Origin of the sequence: Streptomyces sp. 2A115 (genome assembly GCF_052245575.1) — a bacterium.
In the GTDB taxonomy this organism is placed as follows: domain Bacteria; phylum Actinomycetota; class Actinomycetes; order Streptomycetales; family Streptomycetaceae; genus Streptomyces.
The window spans coordinates 32,673-49,319 of record NZ_JBQQCG010000023.1; the positions used below are offsets into that span (position 1 = coordinate 32,673).

A 16,647-nucleotide genomic window follows, 5' to 3' on the forward strand; every position below is an offset into this window, starting at 1 on the left:
GGCGCAACATCTTCCCGACGTCTTGTCGGAACGTTGGGGCGAAGATACGAAGGCTGGTGTGCCGGGACTGTGAAACGGCCTGGGAACGGGCCGGAGAAGCGGCTGGGATCACGCCGGGTAAGCCGCCGGGAGCAGGCCGCGGAAGTGGCTGGGATCAGGCCGAGAGCACGTCGAGGTCGACCGTCGCCCACCGCTCCCCGACCCCGGTCAGCGTGACGTGCCGTACCTCGTCGGTCGTGTCCCCGACCGCCCGATGGATGAGGACGTGCAGCCGATCGTCGGTCAGCTCCTCGACCTTGCCCTCGCCCCACTCCACGACGATCACCGAGTCGGACAGCGAGACGTCGAGGTCGAGGTCCTCCATCTCGTCGAGCCCGCCTCCCAGGCGGTACGCGTCCACGTGGACGAGCGGCGGACCGTCGCCGAGGGAGGGGTGCACGCGCGCGATCACGAAGGTCGGTGAGGTGACCGCGCCCCGCACCCCGAGCCCCTCGCCGAGCCCGCGGGTCAGCGTCGTCTTGCCGGCGCCGAGCTCGCCGGTGAGCATCACGAGGTCGCCGGCGCGCAGCAGCTTGGCAAGCCGACGGCCCAACTCCCGCATCTGGTCGGGTGAGTTGACGGTGATCTCGGTGCTGATGCCGGCCACGGAAGGCTCCGGGGGCGCCAAGGATTCCGCTGGCTCAGCCGGGTTGTGCGGTGCTGCTGGTGCTTCCATAGCCACTAACGGTAGCGCCCGCCGGGACGGCACCCGCGCGCGTGAGGAGGTCGGCGAGACGGTCCGTGACGACCTCCGGATGCTCCAGCATCACCAGGTGCCCGGCGTCCGGTACGAGCACCAGCTCGGCGTCCGGCAGCAGGTCGGCGATGGCCTCACTGTGCTCGCTCGGCGTGACGAGGTCCTTGACCCCGGCCAGGACGAGCACGGGCAGCTCGGCGAAGTACGCGAGCGCCTCCGTCTTGTCGTGGTCGGCGAACGCCGGGTAGAACTCGGCGACCACGTCGATCGGCGTGCCCTCGATCAGCCGCTCCGCGAACCGCGCGACCGCCGGGTCGACGTCCTTGGACGCGAACGAGTACCGCTTGATGATCCCGGTGAACAGGTCGGCCGTGGCCCGCCGCCCGCGCTCCACCAGCTCGGCCCGCTGCCCCAGCGCCTTCAGCACACCGGGCAGTATCCGCCGCACCGCGTTGACGCCCGCCACGGGCAGCCCGAAGTTGACCTCGCCGAGGTTTCCCGACGACGTACCGACGAGGGCGACACCGACCACGCGCTCGCGCACGAGATCCGGGTACTGGTCGGCCAGGGCCATCACCGTCATGCCGCCCATCGAGTGGCCGACGAGCACGAGCGGGCCCTCGGGAGCGGCCGCGTCGATGACGGCCTTCAGGTCGCGGCCGAGCTGCTCGATGTCGAGCGGCACGTTGTCCTTCGTCTGCGCGACTCCGCGCCCGGAGCGGCCGTGGCTGCGCTGGTCCCAGTGGACCGTGCGTACGACACCGCGCAGCGCCGCCCGCTGGAAGTGCCAGGAGTCCTGGCTGAGGCAGTAGCCGTGGCTGAAGACGACGGTGACGGGGGCCGGGGCCTTGCGTCCGAAGAGTCTGCGGCGCCGGGGCGTGAGGGTGGCGTCCTGCTCGACCTCGTCGATCTCGTAGTACAGCTCCGTGCCGTCGTCAGCGGTGGCCGTGCCGGGCATGCCGCGCAGCGAGCCGTACGGTCCCGCCGAGTCGAGGGCGAGCTGGGCCTTCCGGCGTATGCCGCGGCCGACCGTGAGTCGCTCGATCGCGACTCCGGCGGCGGCGCCCGCGGCGACCACGCCTATCGCGGCGCCCGCGAGGCCGGCCCGGCGCCAGTTCCCGGCGGCCCCCGCTGCGGCCACGGCCGAGGCTGCGGCCGTGGCCGCTTCCGCGGCGGCCTCCGCACTGCTCTCGCTCACGTACCGCTCCTCTTCACCAGGGTGATGCCTGGTTCTGTGCTACTGGTCTGTGCAATTGGGTCTGTGTTACTTGGCCTGTGCAATTGGGTCTGTGTTACTTGGGTTACTTGGCCGGTGCTACTGGGTCTGGTTCGTTCTGTTGTTGGTGGTGCGGGCACTGCCGGTGCCGCTGGTTCCCGCTGTCCCGCCCGGGACACCTATGCGGGTTACCCCTCTTGTTCCTTATTCACGTAGACGCGCGGCACCCGGGTTCCGATCCGGGTGACGATTTCATACGCGATGGTGCCCGCGGCCTGGGCCCAGTCCTCGGCGGTCGGTTCGCCGTGGTCGCCGGGTCCGAACAGGATCACCCGCTCGCCGACCGGCGGCTCTTCCCCGCCGAGGTCGACCGCGAACTGGTCCATCGCGACCCGCCCCGCGACGGTACGCCACTTGCCGCCGACCAGGACAGGGCCGGTCCCGGAGGCGTGGCGCGGGACGCCGTCCGCGTATCCGACGGGCACCAGGCCGAGGGTCGTTTCGCCGGCCGTGACGTAGTGATGTCCGTAACTGACGCCGTGACCTGCCGGAACGTGCTTCACCAGGGCGAGCGAGGCCGCCAGCGTCATCACCGGGCGCAGTCCGAGGTCGGCCGGGGTACCTAGCTCGGGGCTGGGCGAGACGCCGTACACCGCGATCCCGGTGCGTACGAGATCGAAGTGGGTCTCGGGGAGCGTGAGCGTGGCCGGCGAATTGGCGATGTGCCGCACGTCGGGGCGGACGCCCTGCCCCTCCGCGTACGCCAGCATCTCGCGGAAGCGGTCGAGCTGGGCCGCGATGGCGGGGTGGCCGGGTTCGTCGGCGCAGGCGAAGTGGGACCAGATGCCGGTGACGCGGACGAGGCCCTGGGCCTGTGCGCGCAGGGCCTGAGCCACCAGCTCGGGCCAGTCGGCGGGCTGACAGCCGTTGCGCCCGAGCCCTGTGTCGGCCTTGAGCTGGACACGGGCGGTGTGACCGGACGCACGCGCGACCCGAATGACGTGCTTCAACGCCCAGAGCCCGCTGATCCCCAGGTCCAGGTCGGCCTCGACGGCCTCCCGCCAGGGGCCGCTCGGGGTCCACAGCCAGCACATGATCCGCCCCGACAGGCCGGCCGCGCGCAGGGCCAGGGCCTCCTCGGGCGTGGCCGTGCCCAGCCAGGTCGCGCCCGCCTCCAGGGCAGCCGTGGCGCACGGGACCGCCCCGTGCCCGTACGCGTCCGCTTTGACCACCGCCATGAGGGCGGCGGCGGGCGCCTGGGCACGCAGGGTCCGCACATTGGCCCTCAGGGCGGCCAGGTCGATCTCGGCGCGGGCACGCGCGGGTGCATTTCCAGTCATCGCGCCCAGTGTCTCAGAGGGGTACGACAGGGCCCTCAGGTGCCGGGCCTGCGGCCCCACAGGTACACGCGGTCGCCCTTGCGCAGCACGCTCCACAGGGTGCGGGCGTCGGCGAGGCTCAGGTTCACGCAGCCCATCGAACCGGGCGGGTTGTGGACGCTGCCGCGGATGGCGTGGAAGGCCTGGCCGCGGCTGAAGAACTGGCTGTAGGGCATGGGGGTGTTGTAGAGCGACGACCAATGGTTCTTGTGCTTCCAGTAGATCCGGTGCCGGCCGGTACGGGTCCGGTACCCGGCCCTGCCGCTGCGCACTGCCACGGGCCCGAACAGCACCTTCTTGCCCTGCTGCACCCAGGTCAGCTGCCGCGTGAGATCGACGCAGGCCGTCCGGTAGGTCCGTACGGGACACTTTCCGGCGGCGTTCGGGTTCCGCTTCGCGGACAGCAGCGTCATCCTGGCCCAGGTGACAGGCCCGGCGAAGCCGTTGTCGGGCCGGATTCCCTGCCGTGTCTGAAACCGGCGGATGGCCACGCAGTCCTTCGGCGACTGCTTCCCGTCCACCGTGCGCCGCAGCCACCGCTCGACCTGCCGCTGATACGGCCCCGTCCGCTTGCTGCACACCACACGCCCGGCGTGCCTCGCCACGGCGTCACTGATCGGCACGTACTCGATCAGCGCGTCGCTCTCCGCGGCGGCGTCCCACGGCTCGACGGCGTCCTCCTCGGCGGTCGGCGTGTACACCTTCGGGGCCAGTGCCTGGTCGGGGGTGTCCAACGGCCAGGGGTGATACGGACCTGGGGGCACCCCGGGCACCAGCTCGCCGAGCGAGGCGGGGGCGCCCGGGGCGGGCGGGGCTGGCGGCGGCGCGGCGACAGCACTCTGCTGCACGGGCAGGGCGACAGCACTCTGCTGCACGGGCAGGGCGACAGCACTCTGCTGCACGGGCAGCAGGACGACGACGGCCAGTAGGGCGGCCACCGTTCTGTGACGGACTCGACAGACCATGCCCTCAGCGAAACGTCACGGCGCGGTGTGTCGGCGTCAGCCGCGCGGAGGGGTCGCCCGTTGTGCGCACGCAGACGGCGGCGTACCGGCGCACTCCGCCACCCCCGCCCTCAGCTCATGATGTCCCGCCAAGCCATACGAATCGCGTCGGCCACGTCATGGGCCCCCACCGGTGCCCCGTCCGCCGCGAACCGCCCCGCCAGCCCATGGAGATACGCCCCCGCGCTGCCGGCGTCCAAGGCGCCGAGACCGGCAGCCAGCAGGGACCCGGTCAGCCCCGACAACACGTCCCCGCTCCCCGCGGTGGCCAGCCAGGACGTCCCCGTCGGGTTCACCCGCACGGCGCCACCCCCCGAGTCGGCCACCAGCGTGGTCGACCCCTTGAGCAGCACCGTCGCCCCGTACCGCCCCGCCAGCTCCCGTACGGAGGCCAGCCGCGCCCCCTCGACCTCCTCGCGCGAGACACCGAGCAGCGCGGCGGCCTCACCGGCGTGCGGCGTCAGCAGGGTGGGCGCCCGACGGGCTCGTACGACCTCACGGTCCGCGAGCCGCAGACCGTCCGCGTCCACCAGAACGGGCACGTCCGACTTGAGCACGGCCTCCACGGCGTCCGCGTCCTCCCCGGCCCCGGGTCCCACGACCCATGCCTGCACCCGCCCGGCCCGCTTGGGCCCCTGGTCGGACACGAGCGTCTCGGGGAAGCGGGCGATCACGGCGTCCCCGGCGGGCCCGACGTAGCGCACGGCCCCGGCTCCGCCGCGCAGGGCCCCGGCGACGGCCAGCACGGCCGCCCCGGGATACCGGGCGGACCCGGCGGCGATCCCCACGACCCCCCGCCGGTACTTGTCGCTCTCGGCCCCCGGAACGGGCAGCAGCGCCGCCACGTCGGCGTGCTGCAACGCCTCCAGCTCGGCGGCCTCACCGGGCAGCGACAGCCCGATGTCGACGAGCCGTACGGACCCCGCGTACTCCCGCGCGGGATCGACCAGCAGCCCCGGCTTGTGCGTTCCGAAGGTCACGGTCAGATCGGCCCGTACGGCGGCTCCGCGCACCTCACCGGTGTCGGCGTCGATGCCGCTGGGCAGGTCGACGGCAACGACGGCGGCCCGGGACTCACGGGCCAGGTCCGCGAGCGGCGCGGCATCGGGCCGGAGTCCGCCCTTCCCGCCGATGCCCACGATGCCGTCCACGACGAGGTCGGCCCGACGGATCGGGCCCTCGGCCGCGGCCGCCTCCCGCACCAGGGTGCCGCCTGCCCGGCGCAGGGCGTCGAGCCCGCCGGGGTGGGTGCGTTCGGGCGCGAGCAGCACCGCCGTGACTCCCGCGCCACGCCGGGCCAGCCGGGCCCCGGCGTACAACGCGTCGCCTCCGTTGTCACCGCTCCCCACGAGCAGCACGACCCGACTGCCGTAGACCCGGCCCAGCAACTGAGCACAGACGGCGGCCAGTCCGGCGGCCGCGCGCTGCATCAACGCGCCCTCCGGAAGCCGCGCCATCAGCTCCCGCTCAGCGGTTCTTACGGTCTCCACGCTGTACGCAGTACGCATGGAGACGAGTTTCTCTCGAAACCGTCGCTTCTGCTGGAACAGCCGGCGTCAACGACGCGTCAGCATTCCATCGGCTCTCCGTCCAGCGAGGACTCGACGCTCGTAAGGAATGTCCGCGTCGTGTCGACGTGCAGCCGCAGGAGAGCCGGCGCGCCCGCCAGATCCTTGCCGAAGCAGAGATCGGCGGGTGCCCCCGAGGCACTCGCATCCGCTGGTTCCGAACTGCTCGGAGTCCAGCCGCTCTTCTCCGCCGCCTGCCGGTAATGGGTGATCACGGCCCCCTGGTCACCGTCGAACCGGTAGTAGCGGTCGACAGCGAGCCACACCTGGCCACTGTCGTCCACACACTCGCTACCGGCGTCCTCATGCCCCTCGAGAAGGGTGGCACCGACGGGCGGCGGCGGGACGACGGACGCCGAGGAGACCTGCGCCATGCGCTTGCCGCTCTCGTCGCAGTCGACTCCCATGCCGTCCAGGACCAGGCCACCACCGAGGAAGTAGGCAGCGCCGAGTTCCGCGGCACAAAGAACCGCCACCACGGACACAGTGAGGTTGACCTGATTTGCCGTCACTTGAGATACCCCCGTCGATAGAGCCAGTAGCCGACCGAGAACAGCCCTCCGGGCGAGTGGGACCAGGCTGCCCGAGAACCGTCACCCTTCCGCGATCACCACTGCCGAAGCCACCCCCGCGTCATGACTCAGCGACACGTGCCAGGAGCGCACCCCGAGTTCCGCCGCGCGGGCCGCCACGGTCCCCGTCACCCGCAGGCGCGGCTGCCCGCTGTCCTCGACGACGACCTCGGCGTCCGTCCAGTGCAGACCAGGCGGCGCACCGAGCGCCTTGGCCAGCGCCTCCTTGGCGGCGAAGCGGGCGGCGAGCGAGGCGACACCCCTGCGCTCACCGCTCGGCAGCAGCAACTCACTCTCCAGGAAAAGCCGTTCGGCCATCCCGGGCGTCCGCTTCAGCGACGCCGCGAACCGGTCGATCTCGGCCACGTCGATTCCGACGCCGATGATGCTCATCCGGGCACTCTACGATCCACCCGGCGCCCCGCGGCCCGCCTCCCCGACGATCGGATCGGACTTGCGCGCCGCGGTGACGGCCCGGTCCAGGAAGCGGGTGAGCAGATCCGCGTCGGGGCACAGGTCGAGAGCCCGGAGAACGTGGTTGTCGACGACGACATCGGGCCTGTCCAGGACACGCAGTACCGCTGCGGCCCAGGCCGAGAGATACCCCGCGGCAAAGCCGGCAGCCCAGCGCTCGACATGCTCCGGATCTCTTGAGTACACCTGAGTCAGGTCCTCGAGGCGGAGAACCCCCTGCCGTCTGAGGTCGTGCAGCCCTGACAAGTAGTCACCAGCCGCCTCGTCGACCTCGTCCGGGAAAATGCCCAGCGCGAGACAAGCCGTAGCGAACCGGAGGAGGTTGAACAGCTCCGGCGAGTCGTCCTGCTGCCCCTCTTGCTGATCGGCCAATGCTCAGGCCTGCTCATGAGTGGTCCCGGGAACCTCCGGGTCCTCGGCGGAAAACGGGACACCCAGTAACCCGAACACGGGAGCAAGGATCTCGGGCCGCTCCTGGAAGATCCGGTGCATGCCCTCGTGAGCTGATGTGACCATGTGCGCAACCTATGTGGATCAAGGGATGGATTGTTCGGGTGATCGGTTCGCCGGCGCCGCGAGCGCTATGACGTACGTGGGAGGCCCCGTACCCAAGCTGGACACGGTCGTACGCGATGCGCCCCAGGGTGCGGCCTTCATCGACTCCGAAGCCCAACTCGACGCCTTTCGAACGCTCTTCCGTAAAGTGGAGGCCGATTCACTCGACCCCGAACGGTCTCGCGACTTCATCCACAGGCTGGCGAAAGAGCTGTGAGGCACCCCATGGACACCCCCGACAACTGGCGAAAGTCGTCCTACTCAGGCCCCGGCGACGGCGACTCCTGCGTGGAAATAGCAGGCGACCGCACCCGAGTAGCCATACGAGACTCCAAAGATCCCACCTACGCCACCATCACCTTCCCGACCGAAGCCTTCACCCCCTTCATAGACGCCCTAAAGACCACTCACTCCACTGTCACCGACTTCGCCAGGTTCCGAGGCTGATCCACCTCGTTCCCCCGAGCCGTAGCCAACTCACAAGCGAACACCTGCAACGGCACGGTGGCCACCAGCGGCTGAAGCAACGTCGGCGTCGCAGGAATCCGGATCAAGTGATCCGCGTACGGGACGACCGCCTCGTCCCCCTCCTCCGCGATCACGATCGTCCGAGCCCCTCGCGCCCGGATCTCCTGGATGTTCGACACGATCTTGTCGTGGAGCACGGACCGCCCCCGAGGCGACGGCACGACCACCACCACCGGCAGATCCTCCTCGATCAGAGCGATCGGCCCGTGCTTCAACTCCCCCGCCGCGAAGCCCTCGGCGTGCATGTAGGCCAGCTCCTTGAGCTTGAGCGCACCCTCCAGCGCGACCGGATACCCCACGTGCCGCCCCAGGAACAGCACGGTGTCCTTGTCCGCCAGTGAACGCGCCAGCTCCCGCACCGGCTCCATCGTCTCCAGCACCCGCTCGACCTCGCACGAGATCCGGGACAGATCCCGAACAACAGCTCCGATCTCGTCCCCCCACTTGGTCCCTCTCACCTGGCCCAGATACAGCGCCACGAGATAACAGGCCACGAGCTGCGTCAGGAACGCCTTCGTCGAGGCGACCGCGACTTCCGGCCCGGCGTGCGTGTACAGCACGGCGTCCGACTCCCGGGGAATCGTCGAACCGTTCGTGTTGCAGACGGCCAGCACCTTGGCTCCCTGCTCCCGTGCGTGCCGCAGGGCCATCAGCGTGTCCATGGTCTCCCCGGACTGCGAGATGGCGATCACCAGCGTCTGCGCGTCCAGGATCGGATCCCGGTACCGGAACTCACTGGCCAGCTCGACCTCGCACGGGATCCGGGTCCAGTGCTCGATGGCGTACTTGGCGATCAGCCCGGCGTGAAAGGCCGTCCCGCACGCCACCACCACAATCTTGTCGACCTCCCGCAACACTCGGGGAGAGATCCGCACCTCATCGAGCGTCAGCGACCCACCCGCATCGATCCGCCCGAGCAGCGTGTCGGCGACGGCCTTCGGCTGCTCGGCGATCTCCTTGAGCATGAAGTAGTCGTAGCCGCCCTTCTCGGCCGCCGAAGCGTCCCAGTCGACGTGGTACGACCGCACCTCGCCGGGCCGCCCGTCGAACCCGGTGACCGTCACCCCGTCCCGGCGCAGTTCGACCACCTGGTCCTGCCCCAGCTCGATCGCCGACCGCGTGTGGGCAATGAACGCTGCGACATCGGAGGCGAGAAAGGCCTCACCATCCCCCACACCCACCACGAGCGGTGAGTTCCGCCGAGCCCCGACCACCACATCCGGCTCATCCGCATGCACGGCGACCAGCGTGAAGGCCCCCTCCAGCCGCCGGCACACGAGCCGCATCGCCTCCGCGAGATCCGCGCACGCCGAGAACTCCTCGGCAAGCAGATGCGCGACGACCTCGGTGTCGGTCTCGGAGGCGAGTTCGTGGCCGCGCTCCGCCAACTCGGTGCGCAGACAGGCGAAGTTCTCGATGATGCCGTTGTGGACGACGGCGACGCGTCCGGCGTTGTCGAGATGCGGATGGGCGTTCGCGTCGGTCGGCCCTCCGTGGGTGGCCCACCGCGTGTGCCCGATGCCGGTGGATCCGGTCGGCAGCGGCCGGTCGACCAGCTCCTTCTCCAGGTTGACCAGCTTCCCGGCCTTCTTGGCGGCGGCCATCCCACCATCCGCGAGCACCGCGACACCCGCCGAGTCGTACCCCCGGTACTCCAGCCGCTTCAGCCCGGCCACCACCACATCGAGCGCCGACTGCGACCCCACGTATCCCACGATTCCGCACATGGCGGCAGCCTAAGGGCCGGCCCACGCCCCACCCCGGCACCGCGTGCCCGATATCGGAAAATCCCCGCCCGTGCGGTCCGTTCCTTCCTGACTGCCTGCCCTATCTGGCCTATCTGGCCTATCTGGCTACTCCCCCCGCTCGACCCGGTCGATCGCGTCCTGCACCAGCCCCAGGTACTCGACCTCCTCGCAGCGCGGCTTGCTGCCCATCTCGTACAGGTCGATGCAGTCGTAGAGGTACTCCCCCAAGTCCTCGTCCGGCAGATCGACGGACAGTTCGCTGCTCACGCGTCCGGCCAGCTCCTGTCCGTCCGGCTCCGAAGACACGGGAGCCTGTCTACGGCGCACAAGATCACGGATACGTACGGCCATGACGACCACCCCAACCCCCCAGCACACCGGAAGACGGCTTACTCCCGGATGGGCGGACGCTATTCCCGGTACACCCTCTCGGTCCAGACCTGCGGACAGACTCGAGCACAGAACGAGCACATGCTGAGCACATACCGATCACACGCCCGGCACAGACCCAGTGACGCGTGCAGAACGCACCGACGTGACGGACCCCACCCGCCACACCGTTCCAACTCCCGTAACAATGGACTGTGATCTCACCGGTCTCCTCGTTGCCGCGGAGCGCCCACCGGCCCAGGCCGGAGGCGACTCCCTACGTCGACCTCACCCGCTCGGAGTGGAGTGCGCTGCGGGAGAAGACGCCGCTCCCGCTGACCGCCGAGGAGGTGGAGAAGCTGCGCGGCCTGGGCGATGTCATCGACCTCGACGAGGTACGGGACATCTATCTGCCGCTGTCCCGGCTCCTCAATCTCTACGTCGGCGCGACCGACGGCCTGCGCGGCGCCCTGAACACCTTCCTCGGCGAGAAGGGATCCCAGTCCGGTACGCCGTTCGTGATAGGCGTCGCGGGCTCGGTCGCCGTCGGCAAGTCCACCGTCGCGCGCCTCCTCCAGGCCCTGCTGTCCCGCTGGCCCGAGCACCCGCGCGTGGAACTGGTCACCACTGACGGTTTCCTGCTGCCCACCAAGGAGCTCCAGGCGCGCGGCCTGATGTCCCGCAAGGGCTTCCCGGAGTCGTACGACCGCCGCGCGCTGACCCGTTTCGTCGCGGACATCAAGGCCGGCAAGGACGAGGTGACGGCCCCCGTCTACTCGCACCTCATCTACGACATCGTGCCCGGCAGGCGGCTCACCGTCCGCCGCCCCGACATCCTGATCGTCGAGGGCCTGAACGTCCTGCAGCCCGCCCTCCCCGGCAAGGACGGTCGCACCCGCGTCGGTCTCGCCGACTACTTCGACTTCAGCGTGTACGTCGACGCCCGCGCGGAGGACATCGAGCGCTGGTACCTCAACCGCTTCCGCAGGCTGCGCGAGACGGCCTTCCAGAACCCGTCCTCGTACTTCCGCAAGTACACCCAGGTCTCCGAGGAGGAGGCCCTCGACTACGCCCGCACCACCTGGCGGACCATCAACAAGGTCAACCTCCTGGAGAACGTGGCCCCGACCCGCGGCCGCGCCACCCTCGTCGTACGCAAGGGCCCGGACCACAAGGTGCAGCGGCTGAGCCTGCGCAAGCTGTGACCCACCATCCGTGATCCACCAGCTGTGATCCACCAGCCGTAATCAGGCACGGATACTCTGCCCCCATGCTGCACCTGCGCCTGATCACCCCCGCCGACAAGACCGACGACGTGGTCCGCCTGATAGAGGAGACGATCGGCGCCACCCATCTCGTCGTCATTCCGGGAGCCGCCCGCAATCCGGTCGGGGACATCGTGACGTGCGACGTCGCACGCGAGGCGGGCGACGAACTGATCAGCGGGCTACAGGCGTTGGACATCGACAAGTGCGGCTCGATCGCCGTCGACGACATCCACCTGTCGCTGTCGAAGCGCGCCGAGAAGGCGGAGGCGGACGCGCCGGGCGAGGGCGCGGACGCGGTCCTGTGGGAGCACCTGGCGGAGGCCACGCACGAGGAGTCGACACTCTCCATCACGTACATCGCCTTCATCACGATCGCCACGATGATCGCGGCCTGCGGTGTGGTCCTCGACAACGCGATCCTGATCGTGGGCGCGATGGCGGTGGGCCCCGAGTTCGGACCGCTCGCGGGGTTCAGCACGGCGGTCGTGCAGCGTCATCCGCGGCTGGCGGTGCGTTCGCTGGTCGCGCTCCTGGTGGGCTTCGCCGTGGCGATGGCAGTGACCGTGGGCTTCAGCCTCTTCATGGACGCCGTCGGCCAGTTCAGCGAGGGCCAGTTGGAGGCCGACCGGCCCAACACCGCCTTCGTCTACGCACCCGACGCGTTCTCGTTCATCGTGGCGGCCCTCGCCGGCGCCGCCGGCACGCTCTCGCTGACCTCCGCCAAGTCGGGCGCACTGGTCGGCGTCGCCATCTCCGTGACGACCGTCCCGGCGGCCGCCAACGCGGCGGTGGCCCTGAGCTACGGGGACATGAGCCAGACCTGGGGCTCGACGGAGCAACTCCTGCTCAACCTGCTGGGCATCATCCTCGCCGGCACCCTCACCCTGCTCGCCCAGAAGTGGCTGTGGTCAAGACTGGGAGGCCGCCGCTACGCCCCGTGAGGGGCACGCCCCTCAGGGGCGCGGGGAACTGCGCGACAAGCCACGACGAACCCGCGGCCCGCCAACAACAGAACCCCCACCCCATACCCGGAACGCACCTACCCCAGCGCAGACTTCACCGCATCGGCCAACCGCCCGGCCACAGACCGAGCCTGATCAATATCCGCGGCCTCAACCATCACCCGCACCAACGGCTCGGTCCCGGACGGCCGCAGCAACACCCGCCCCGTGGCCCCAAGTTCACGCTCGGCGTCGGCAACAGCCGACGCCAACTCGGTGGAGGTCTTCACCCGCGACCTGTCGACGTCCGGCACATTGATGAGCACCTGCGGCAGCCGCTCCATCACGGACGCGAGGTCCTGCAGCGTACGGCCGGTCTGGGCGACCCGTGCCGCGAGCAACAGCCCCGTCAACGTGCCGTCCCCGGTGGTCGCGTGGTCCGAAATGATCACGTGCCCGGACTGCTCGCCGCCGAGCGCGTAGTCGTGCTCCTTCATCTCCTCCAGGACGTAACGGTCACCGACCGCGGTCTGGATGAGCGACAACCCCTCGCGCTCCATGGCCAGTTTGAAGCCCAGATTGGACATGACCGTCGCGACAACGGTGTCGGAGCGGAGTGCGGAACGCTCCCGCATCGCCAGCGCGAGCACGGCCAGGATCTGGTCGCCGTCGACCTCGGCGCCCGTGTGGTCCACCGCGAGGCAGCGGTCGGCGTCACCGTCGTGCGCGATGCCGAGGTCGGCGCCGTGCTCGATGACGGCGGCCTGCAGCTTGCCCAGGTGGGTGGAGCCGCAGCCGTCGTTGATGTTGAGGCCGTCGGGCTCGGCGCCGATCGTGACGATCTCGGCACCCGCGCTCGTGAAGGCCTCGGGCGAGACCTCGGCGGCCGCGCCGTGCGCCTCGTCGAGGACCACTTTCAGACCGTCCAGACGGTTCGGAAGCGCCGCGACGAGATGGGCCACGTACTTCTCGATGCCCTCCTCGTACGACCTGACCCGTCCGACGCCCGCGCCCGTGGGCCGGTTCCAGGGAGCGCCGGTGCGGTGCTCCTCGTAGACGGCCTCGATCCGGTCCTCCAGCTCGTCGGCGAGCTTGTGGCCGCCGCGGGCGAAGAACTTGACGCCGTTGTCGGGCATCGCGTTGTGGCTGGCCGAGAGCATCACGCCGAGGTCGGCGCCGAGCGCGCCGGTGAGATACGCCACCGCCGGCGTCGGCAGCACGCCGACGCGCAGCACGTCCACGCCCGCGCTGGCGAGGCCGGCCACCACGGCGGCCTCCAGGAACTCCCCGGACGCGCGCGGGTCCCGGCCGACCACCGCCGTCGGCCGGTGGCCTTCGAAGGTGCCCGACTCGGCCAGTACGTGCGCCGCCGCCACGGAGAGGCCGAGCGCGAGCTCGGCCGTCAGATCCGCGTTGGCGACACCGCGTACGCCGTCCGTCCCGAAGAGTCGTCCCACTGGTGTCCTCCGAACTTTGGTCAGAACTTGCTCAGACTTACTCAGAAACGTGCGGCCCGGGCCGGGAGTTCAGCTCTGGCCCTAGGTCAGGGCCCGGCTGTGACCTCGGTCAGGGCCTGGCTATGACCTCGGTCAGGGCCTGGCTATGACCTCGGTCAGGGCCTGGCTATGACCCCTGTCAGGGTGCGGCTATGACCCCTGTCAGGGTGCGGCTACGACCCCTGTCAGGTATATCCCCCGGCCCTGTATATCTTCCGGCCCTGTATATCTCCCAGGCCTGCTCCAAAGCTGTGGTAGCCGTTGGCAGCCGTGGTAAACGAACGCCCCGGCGGCACAGAACGTGCCGCCGGGGCGTTTCGTGCAGAACAGCTGACAGAACAGCTGGGCGCGATTTAGCGCTTGCTGTACTGCGGGGCCTTACGGGCCTTCTTGAGACCGGCCTTCTTGCGCTCGACCGCACGGTCGTCGCGCTTGAGGAAGCCGGCCTTCTTGAGGGCGCCGCGGTTGTTGTCCACGTCGGCCTCGTTCAGCGCGCGGGCCACGCCGAGGCGCAGGGCGCCGGCCTGGCCGGACACGCCGCCACCCGAGATGCGGGCGACAACGTCGTAACGGTCGTCGAGCTCGAGCACCTTGAAGGGCTCGTTGACTTCCTGCTGGTGCACCTTGTTGGGGAAGTAGTCCTCAAGGGTGCGACCGTTGATCTTCCACTTGCCGGAGCCCGGAATGATCCGGACGCGGGCGATGGCGTTCTTGCGACGGCCCAGGCCGGCGGCCGGCTGCGGGTCGCCGAAGCGGCCCGCGAGGTCCTCGCCCTCGGTGCTGAACTGACCCTCGACGGGCGCCTCGGACTCGGTGGTGTAGCTCTCGATGTCGACAACCTCGGTCTCTTCGACCGGCTGCTCAACGGTGGTCTCGGCCACGATTCTCCTCAGATTTCTTTTCGTCTTAGGGGGTGGCCGGAACTACTGCGCGACCTGGGTGATCTCGTACGGGACCGGCTGCTGAGCAGCGTGCGGGTGGTTCTCGCCCGCGTAGACCTTCAGCTTCGAGAGCATCTGGCGGCCCAGGGTGTTCTTGGGAAGCATGCCCTTGATGGCCTTCTCGACGGCCTTCTCGGGGTTCTTGGAGAGCAGCTCGTCGTAGCGGACGGAGCGGAGACCGCCCGGGTAGCCGGAGTGGCGGTAAGCCATCTTCTGCGTCCGCTTGTTGCCGGACAGGTGAACCTTGTCCGCGTTGATGATGATGACGAAGTCACCAGCGTCGACGTGCGGCGCGTAGATCGGCTTGTGCTTGCCCCGGAGGAGGGTCGCGGCGGTGGTCGCCAGACGACCCAGGACGACGTCCTGAGCGTCGATGACGTGCCACTGGCGAGTGATGTCGCCGGGCTTGGGGCTGTACGTACGCACGGTTCGTAGCCTTCGCTTCTTCAGTGGTTGGGTCCTGACAAGGCCACCACGGACGATCACGACAGCCCTGACCGCACATCGGTGACGCATACCGTGTGGGTCGCTGGTCATCGGCCCCGGTGGACCGGTGTAAGGGCCCCCCACGTGAGAATGGGCAAGCCAATACACATAACGAACCGCAAGAATACCTTTGCTGGCCCGTACGGGTCAAAACGCGACGTCGCCCGCGGGCGTCCGCCGGGTTTCAGGGTACCGCCGAGCGGGCACGCGAGGTCCTTCCGCCCGCCACACGACCAGTCCCTCCGCCCGCACGCGACCGCCGCCACCCCTGCACACAGGGAGGTCTCGGCTGGACGCGGGGAGGTCACGGCGACGCCGGCGCACAGCGCCATCCCTTGTACCACCCACGCACGCCAGGACGCCGCCCGTACCAACCACCCTGAGATGCCCCCTTTGGCCTGATTCACGCTTGTCACGCCAGAGGTTCGAGTGCTGCCTGATACGGACCAGCACACCCCTTGTCCCGTCTAAGATGCGGCCCATGAGCTTTGGGCAGGGGGGACCCCAGTGGGGCCCCGGGGGATCGGGTTCTCAGCCGCCGCAATGGGGCAATCAGACCCCGGACTGGGCGGCACTCGCCGAGGCGTCCCAGGCGCGCAACCGGCGCCGCAGATGGCTGCTGGTCGGCGGTGGCGCGCTCGGCACGATCGCGGTGGGCGCGGCGGTCGCCGTGGCCGTGGTCTCGGCGGACGGCGGGAGCGAACAGGCCGCGAACAGGCCTGCCTCCCAGCTGCCCGCCACCGCGGACATCCCGTCGGACACCGCCGGTACGGGCCCGTCCTTCGCGGAGACCTCGGCGCCTCCGCCGCTGGACCCGAAGGACTTCATATCCAGCGCCACGAAGGACACGGCACCGCTCGCCCCGGACCTGCTCTTCCCGGGTACGCGCCTGACCATGGGTGAGACGGTCTACAAAAAGGGCGAGATGGCGTCCACCAAGAGGTGCGCGACGGCCGCCCAGGGCACGCTCGGCACGGTCCTCACCAAGAACGACTGCACGCGGCTGATGCGCGTCACGTACTCCAAGGACGGCGTGGCCGTGACGGTCGGCGTGGCCGTCTTCGACACCGCGGCCAAAGCGCTCAAGGCCAAGAACGACGCCGACAACAAGAGCGTCGTGCAGTCCCTCTCCGGCTCCGGAGTCCCCGACTTCTGCCGCTCGGCGATCTGCCGCTCGACCACCAACTCGTACGGCCGCTACACCTACTTCACGGTCGCCGGCTTCACCAACGGCAAGGACGTGACCCAGAAGGACACCGCGGTCTTCACCACCGGCGACGACCTGGGCGAGTTCACCTTCCGCCAGATCCACCGCCGCGGCGAGGCCCAGGCTTCGGCGGCGGCCAACAACTAGGCCGCGTTTTGG

At 69.6% G+C, this 16,647-nt stretch carries 18 protein-coding genes and 1 pseudogene; 5 read left to right on the forward strand and 14 right to left on the reverse strand.

The features are described 5' to 3' along the window. Window positions 1-154: 154 nt before the first annotated feature. The 9 genes from tsaE to ACTWQR_RS21220 all read right to left on the reverse strand — a co-directional run bounded on the left by tsaE (window position 155) and on the right by ACTWQR_RS21220 (window position 7,465). Window positions 155-715, reverse strand: a complete 561-nt coding sequence (gene tsaE, locus ACTWQR_RS21180; protein ID WP_443228695.1) for a tRNA (adenosine(37)-N6)-threonylcarbamoyltransferase complex ATPase subunit type 1 TsaE — start codon at window positions 713-715, stop codon at window positions 155-157. Further along, entirely contained in the window at window positions 681-1,934 is a 1,254-nt protein-coding gene (locus ACTWQR_RS21185) for an alpha/beta fold hydrolase (protein WP_443228696.1), read from the reverse strand. Before ACTWQR_RS21185 ends, tsaE begins: the two co-directional genes overlap by 35 nt. Window positions 1,935-2,140: 206 nt before the next feature. Beyond that, window positions 2,141-3,292 (reverse strand): alanine racemase, encoded by a 1,152-nt coding sequence (alr, locus tag ACTWQR_RS21190; protein ID WP_443228697.1) that lies wholly within the window; start codon window positions 3,290-3,292, stop codon window positions 2,141-2,143. Window positions 3,293-3,327: 35 nt separating this feature from the next. Then, window positions 3,328-4,296 (reverse strand): L,D-transpeptidase family protein, encoded by a 969-nt coding sequence (locus ACTWQR_RS21195; RefSeq protein WP_443228698.1) that lies wholly within the window; start codon window positions 4,294-4,296, stop codon window positions 3,328-3,330. 110 nt (window positions 4,297-4,406) lie between these two features. Continuing rightward, window positions 4,407-5,843 carry an NAD(P)H-hydrate dehydratase gene (locus ACTWQR_RS21200; protein ID WP_443228699.1) on the reverse strand — a complete coding sequence of 479 codons (1,437 nt, stop codon included), beginning with the start codon at window positions 5,841-5,843 and terminating at the stop codon, window positions 4,407-4,409. Between the two features lie 59 nt (window positions 5,844-5,902). After that, window positions 5,903-6,415, reverse strand: a complete 513-nt coding sequence (locus ACTWQR_RS21205; protein WP_443228700.1) for a hypothetical protein — start codon at window positions 6,413-6,415, stop codon at window positions 5,903-5,905. A gap of 81 nt (window positions 6,416-6,496) precedes the next feature. Further along, window positions 6,497-6,868 (reverse strand): holo-ACP synthase, encoded by a 372-nt coding sequence (locus ACTWQR_RS21210; protein ID WP_443228701.1) that lies wholly within the window; start codon window positions 6,866-6,868, stop codon window positions 6,497-6,499. A gap of 9 nt (window positions 6,869-6,877) precedes the next feature. Beyond that, window positions 6,878-7,321: a hypothetical protein gene (locus ACTWQR_RS21215; protein WP_443228702.1), complete on the reverse strand. Its 444-nt coding sequence runs from the start codon at window positions 7,319-7,321 to the stop codon at window positions 6,878-6,880. 3 nt (window positions 7,322-7,324) lie between these two features. Continuing rightward, window positions 7,325-7,465 carry a hypothetical protein gene (locus ACTWQR_RS21220; RefSeq protein WP_443228703.1) on the reverse strand — a complete coding sequence of 47 codons (141 nt, stop codon included), beginning with the start codon at window positions 7,463-7,465 and terminating at the stop codon, window positions 7,325-7,327. A 40-nt stretch (window positions 7,466-7,505) separates the two neighbouring features. On the opposite strand from ACTWQR_RS21220, the pseudogene ACTWQR_RS21225 reads away from it, so the two are divergent. After that, a pseudogene (locus ACTWQR_RS21225) lies at window positions 7,506-7,721 on the forward strand (Scr1 family TA system antitoxin-like transcriptional regulator); the annotation flags it as partial. Window positions 7,722-7,729: 8 nt separating this feature from the next. Then, window positions 7,730-7,951, forward strand: coding sequence for a DUF397 domain-containing protein (locus tag ACTWQR_RS21230; protein ID WP_443228704.1), 222 nt, complete (start codon window positions 7,730-7,732; stop codon window positions 7,949-7,951). Here ACTWQR_RS21230 and glmS read toward each other — a convergent pair. Both glmS and ACTWQR_RS21240 read right to left on the reverse strand, forming a co-directional pair. Next, window positions 7,912-9,759, reverse strand: a complete 1,848-nt coding sequence (gene glmS / locus ACTWQR_RS21235) for a glutamine--fructose-6-phosphate transaminase (isomerizing) (protein ID WP_443228705.1) — start codon at window positions 9,757-9,759, stop codon at window positions 7,912-7,914. The two genes, ACTWQR_RS21230 and glmS, sit on opposite strands and share 40 nt — an antisense overlap. A 126-nt stretch (window positions 9,760-9,885) precedes the next feature. Continuing rightward, window positions 9,886-10,086 carry a hypothetical protein gene (locus tag ACTWQR_RS21240; protein WP_443228706.1) on the reverse strand — a complete coding sequence of 67 codons (201 nt, stop codon included), beginning with the start codon at window positions 10,084-10,086 and terminating at the stop codon, window positions 9,886-9,888. Between the two features lie 278 nt (window positions 10,087-10,364). Here ACTWQR_RS21240 and coaA point away from each other — a divergent pair, with 278 nt between their 5' ends. Together coaA and ACTWQR_RS21250 are read left to right on the forward strand one after the other, a co-directional pair. After that, complete coding sequence (coaA, locus tag ACTWQR_RS21245; protein ID WP_443228707.1) at window positions 10,365-11,354, forward strand: type I pantothenate kinase; 990 nt, start codon at window positions 10,365-10,367, stop codon at window positions 11,352-11,354. A gap of 65 nt (window positions 11,355-11,419) precedes the next feature. Beyond that, window positions 11,420-12,358 (forward strand): DUF389 domain-containing protein, encoded by a 939-nt coding sequence (locus tag ACTWQR_RS21250; protein WP_443228708.1) that lies wholly within the window; start codon window positions 11,420-11,422, stop codon window positions 12,356-12,358. 98 nt (window positions 12,359-12,456) lie between these two features. Here ACTWQR_RS21250 and glmM read toward each other — a convergent pair whose 3' ends face one another. The 3 genes from glmM to rplM all read right to left on the reverse strand — a co-directional run bounded on the left by glmM (window position 12,457) and on the right by rplM (window position 15,221). Next, on the reverse strand, window positions 12,457-13,815 hold the full coding sequence (glmM, locus tag ACTWQR_RS21255) for a phosphoglucosamine mutase (RefSeq protein ID WP_443228709.1): 1,359 nt from the start codon (window positions 13,813-13,815) through the stop codon (window positions 12,457-12,459). Between the two features lie 392 nt (window positions 13,816-14,207). Beyond that, entirely contained in the window at window positions 14,208-14,735 is a 528-nt protein-coding gene (gene rpsI, locus ACTWQR_RS21260; RefSeq protein ID WP_443228710.1) for a 30S ribosomal protein S9, read from the reverse strand. Window positions 14,736-14,777: 42 nt separating this feature from the next. After that, on the reverse strand, window positions 14,778-15,221 hold the full coding sequence (gene rplM, locus ACTWQR_RS21265) for a 50S ribosomal protein L13 (RefSeq protein ID WP_443228711.1): 444 nt from the start codon (window positions 15,219-15,221) through the stop codon (window positions 14,778-14,780). A gap of 541 nt (window positions 15,222-15,762) precedes the next feature. Here rplM and ACTWQR_RS21270 point away from each other — a divergent pair. After that, window positions 15,763-16,635, forward strand: coding sequence for a hypothetical protein (locus ACTWQR_RS21270; protein ID WP_443228712.1), 873 nt, complete (start codon window positions 15,763-15,765; stop codon window positions 16,633-16,635). Window positions 16,636-16,647 lie beyond the last annotated feature (12 nt).

Coding starts and splice junctions, on each gene's coding strand:
- ACTWQR_RS21195 (WP_443228698.1), bottom strand. CDS start 4,296: ATGGTCTGTCGAGTCCGTCACAGAACGGTGGCCGCCCTACTGGCCGTC.
- ACTWQR_RS21220 (WP_443228703.1), bottom strand. CDS start 7,465: ATGGTCACATCAGCTCACGAGGGCATGCACCGGATCTTCCAGGAGCGG.
- ACTWQR_RS21250 (WP_443228708.1), top strand. CDS start 11,420: ATGCTGCACCTGCGCCTGATCACCCCCGCCGACAAGACCGACGACGTG.
- tsaE (WP_443228695.1), bottom strand. CDS start 715: ATGGAAGCACCAGCAGCACCGCACAACCCGGCTGAGCCAGCGGAATCC.
- glmS (WP_443228705.1), bottom strand. CDS start 9,759: ATGTGCGGAATCGTGGGATACGTGGGGTCGCAGTCGGCGCTCGATGTG.
- ACTWQR_RS21200 (WP_443228699.1), bottom strand. CDS start 5,843: ATGCGTACTGCGTACAGCGTGGAGACCGTAAGAACCGCTGAGCGGGAG.
- alr (WP_443228697.1), bottom strand. CDS start 3,292: ATGACTGGAAATGCACCCGCGCGTGCCCGCGCCGAGATCGACCTGGCC.
- ACTWQR_RS21210 (WP_443228701.1), bottom strand. CDS start 6,868: ATGAGCATCATCGGCGTCGGAATCGACGTGGCCGAGATCGACCGGTTC.
- ACTWQR_RS21230 (WP_443228704.1), top strand. CDS start 7,730: ATGGACACCCCCGACAACTGGCGAAAGTCGTCCTACTCAGGCCCCGGC.
- ACTWQR_RS21270 (WP_443228712.1), top strand. CDS start 15,763: ATGAGCTTTGGGCAGGGGGGACCCCAGTGGGGCCCCGGGGGATCGGGT.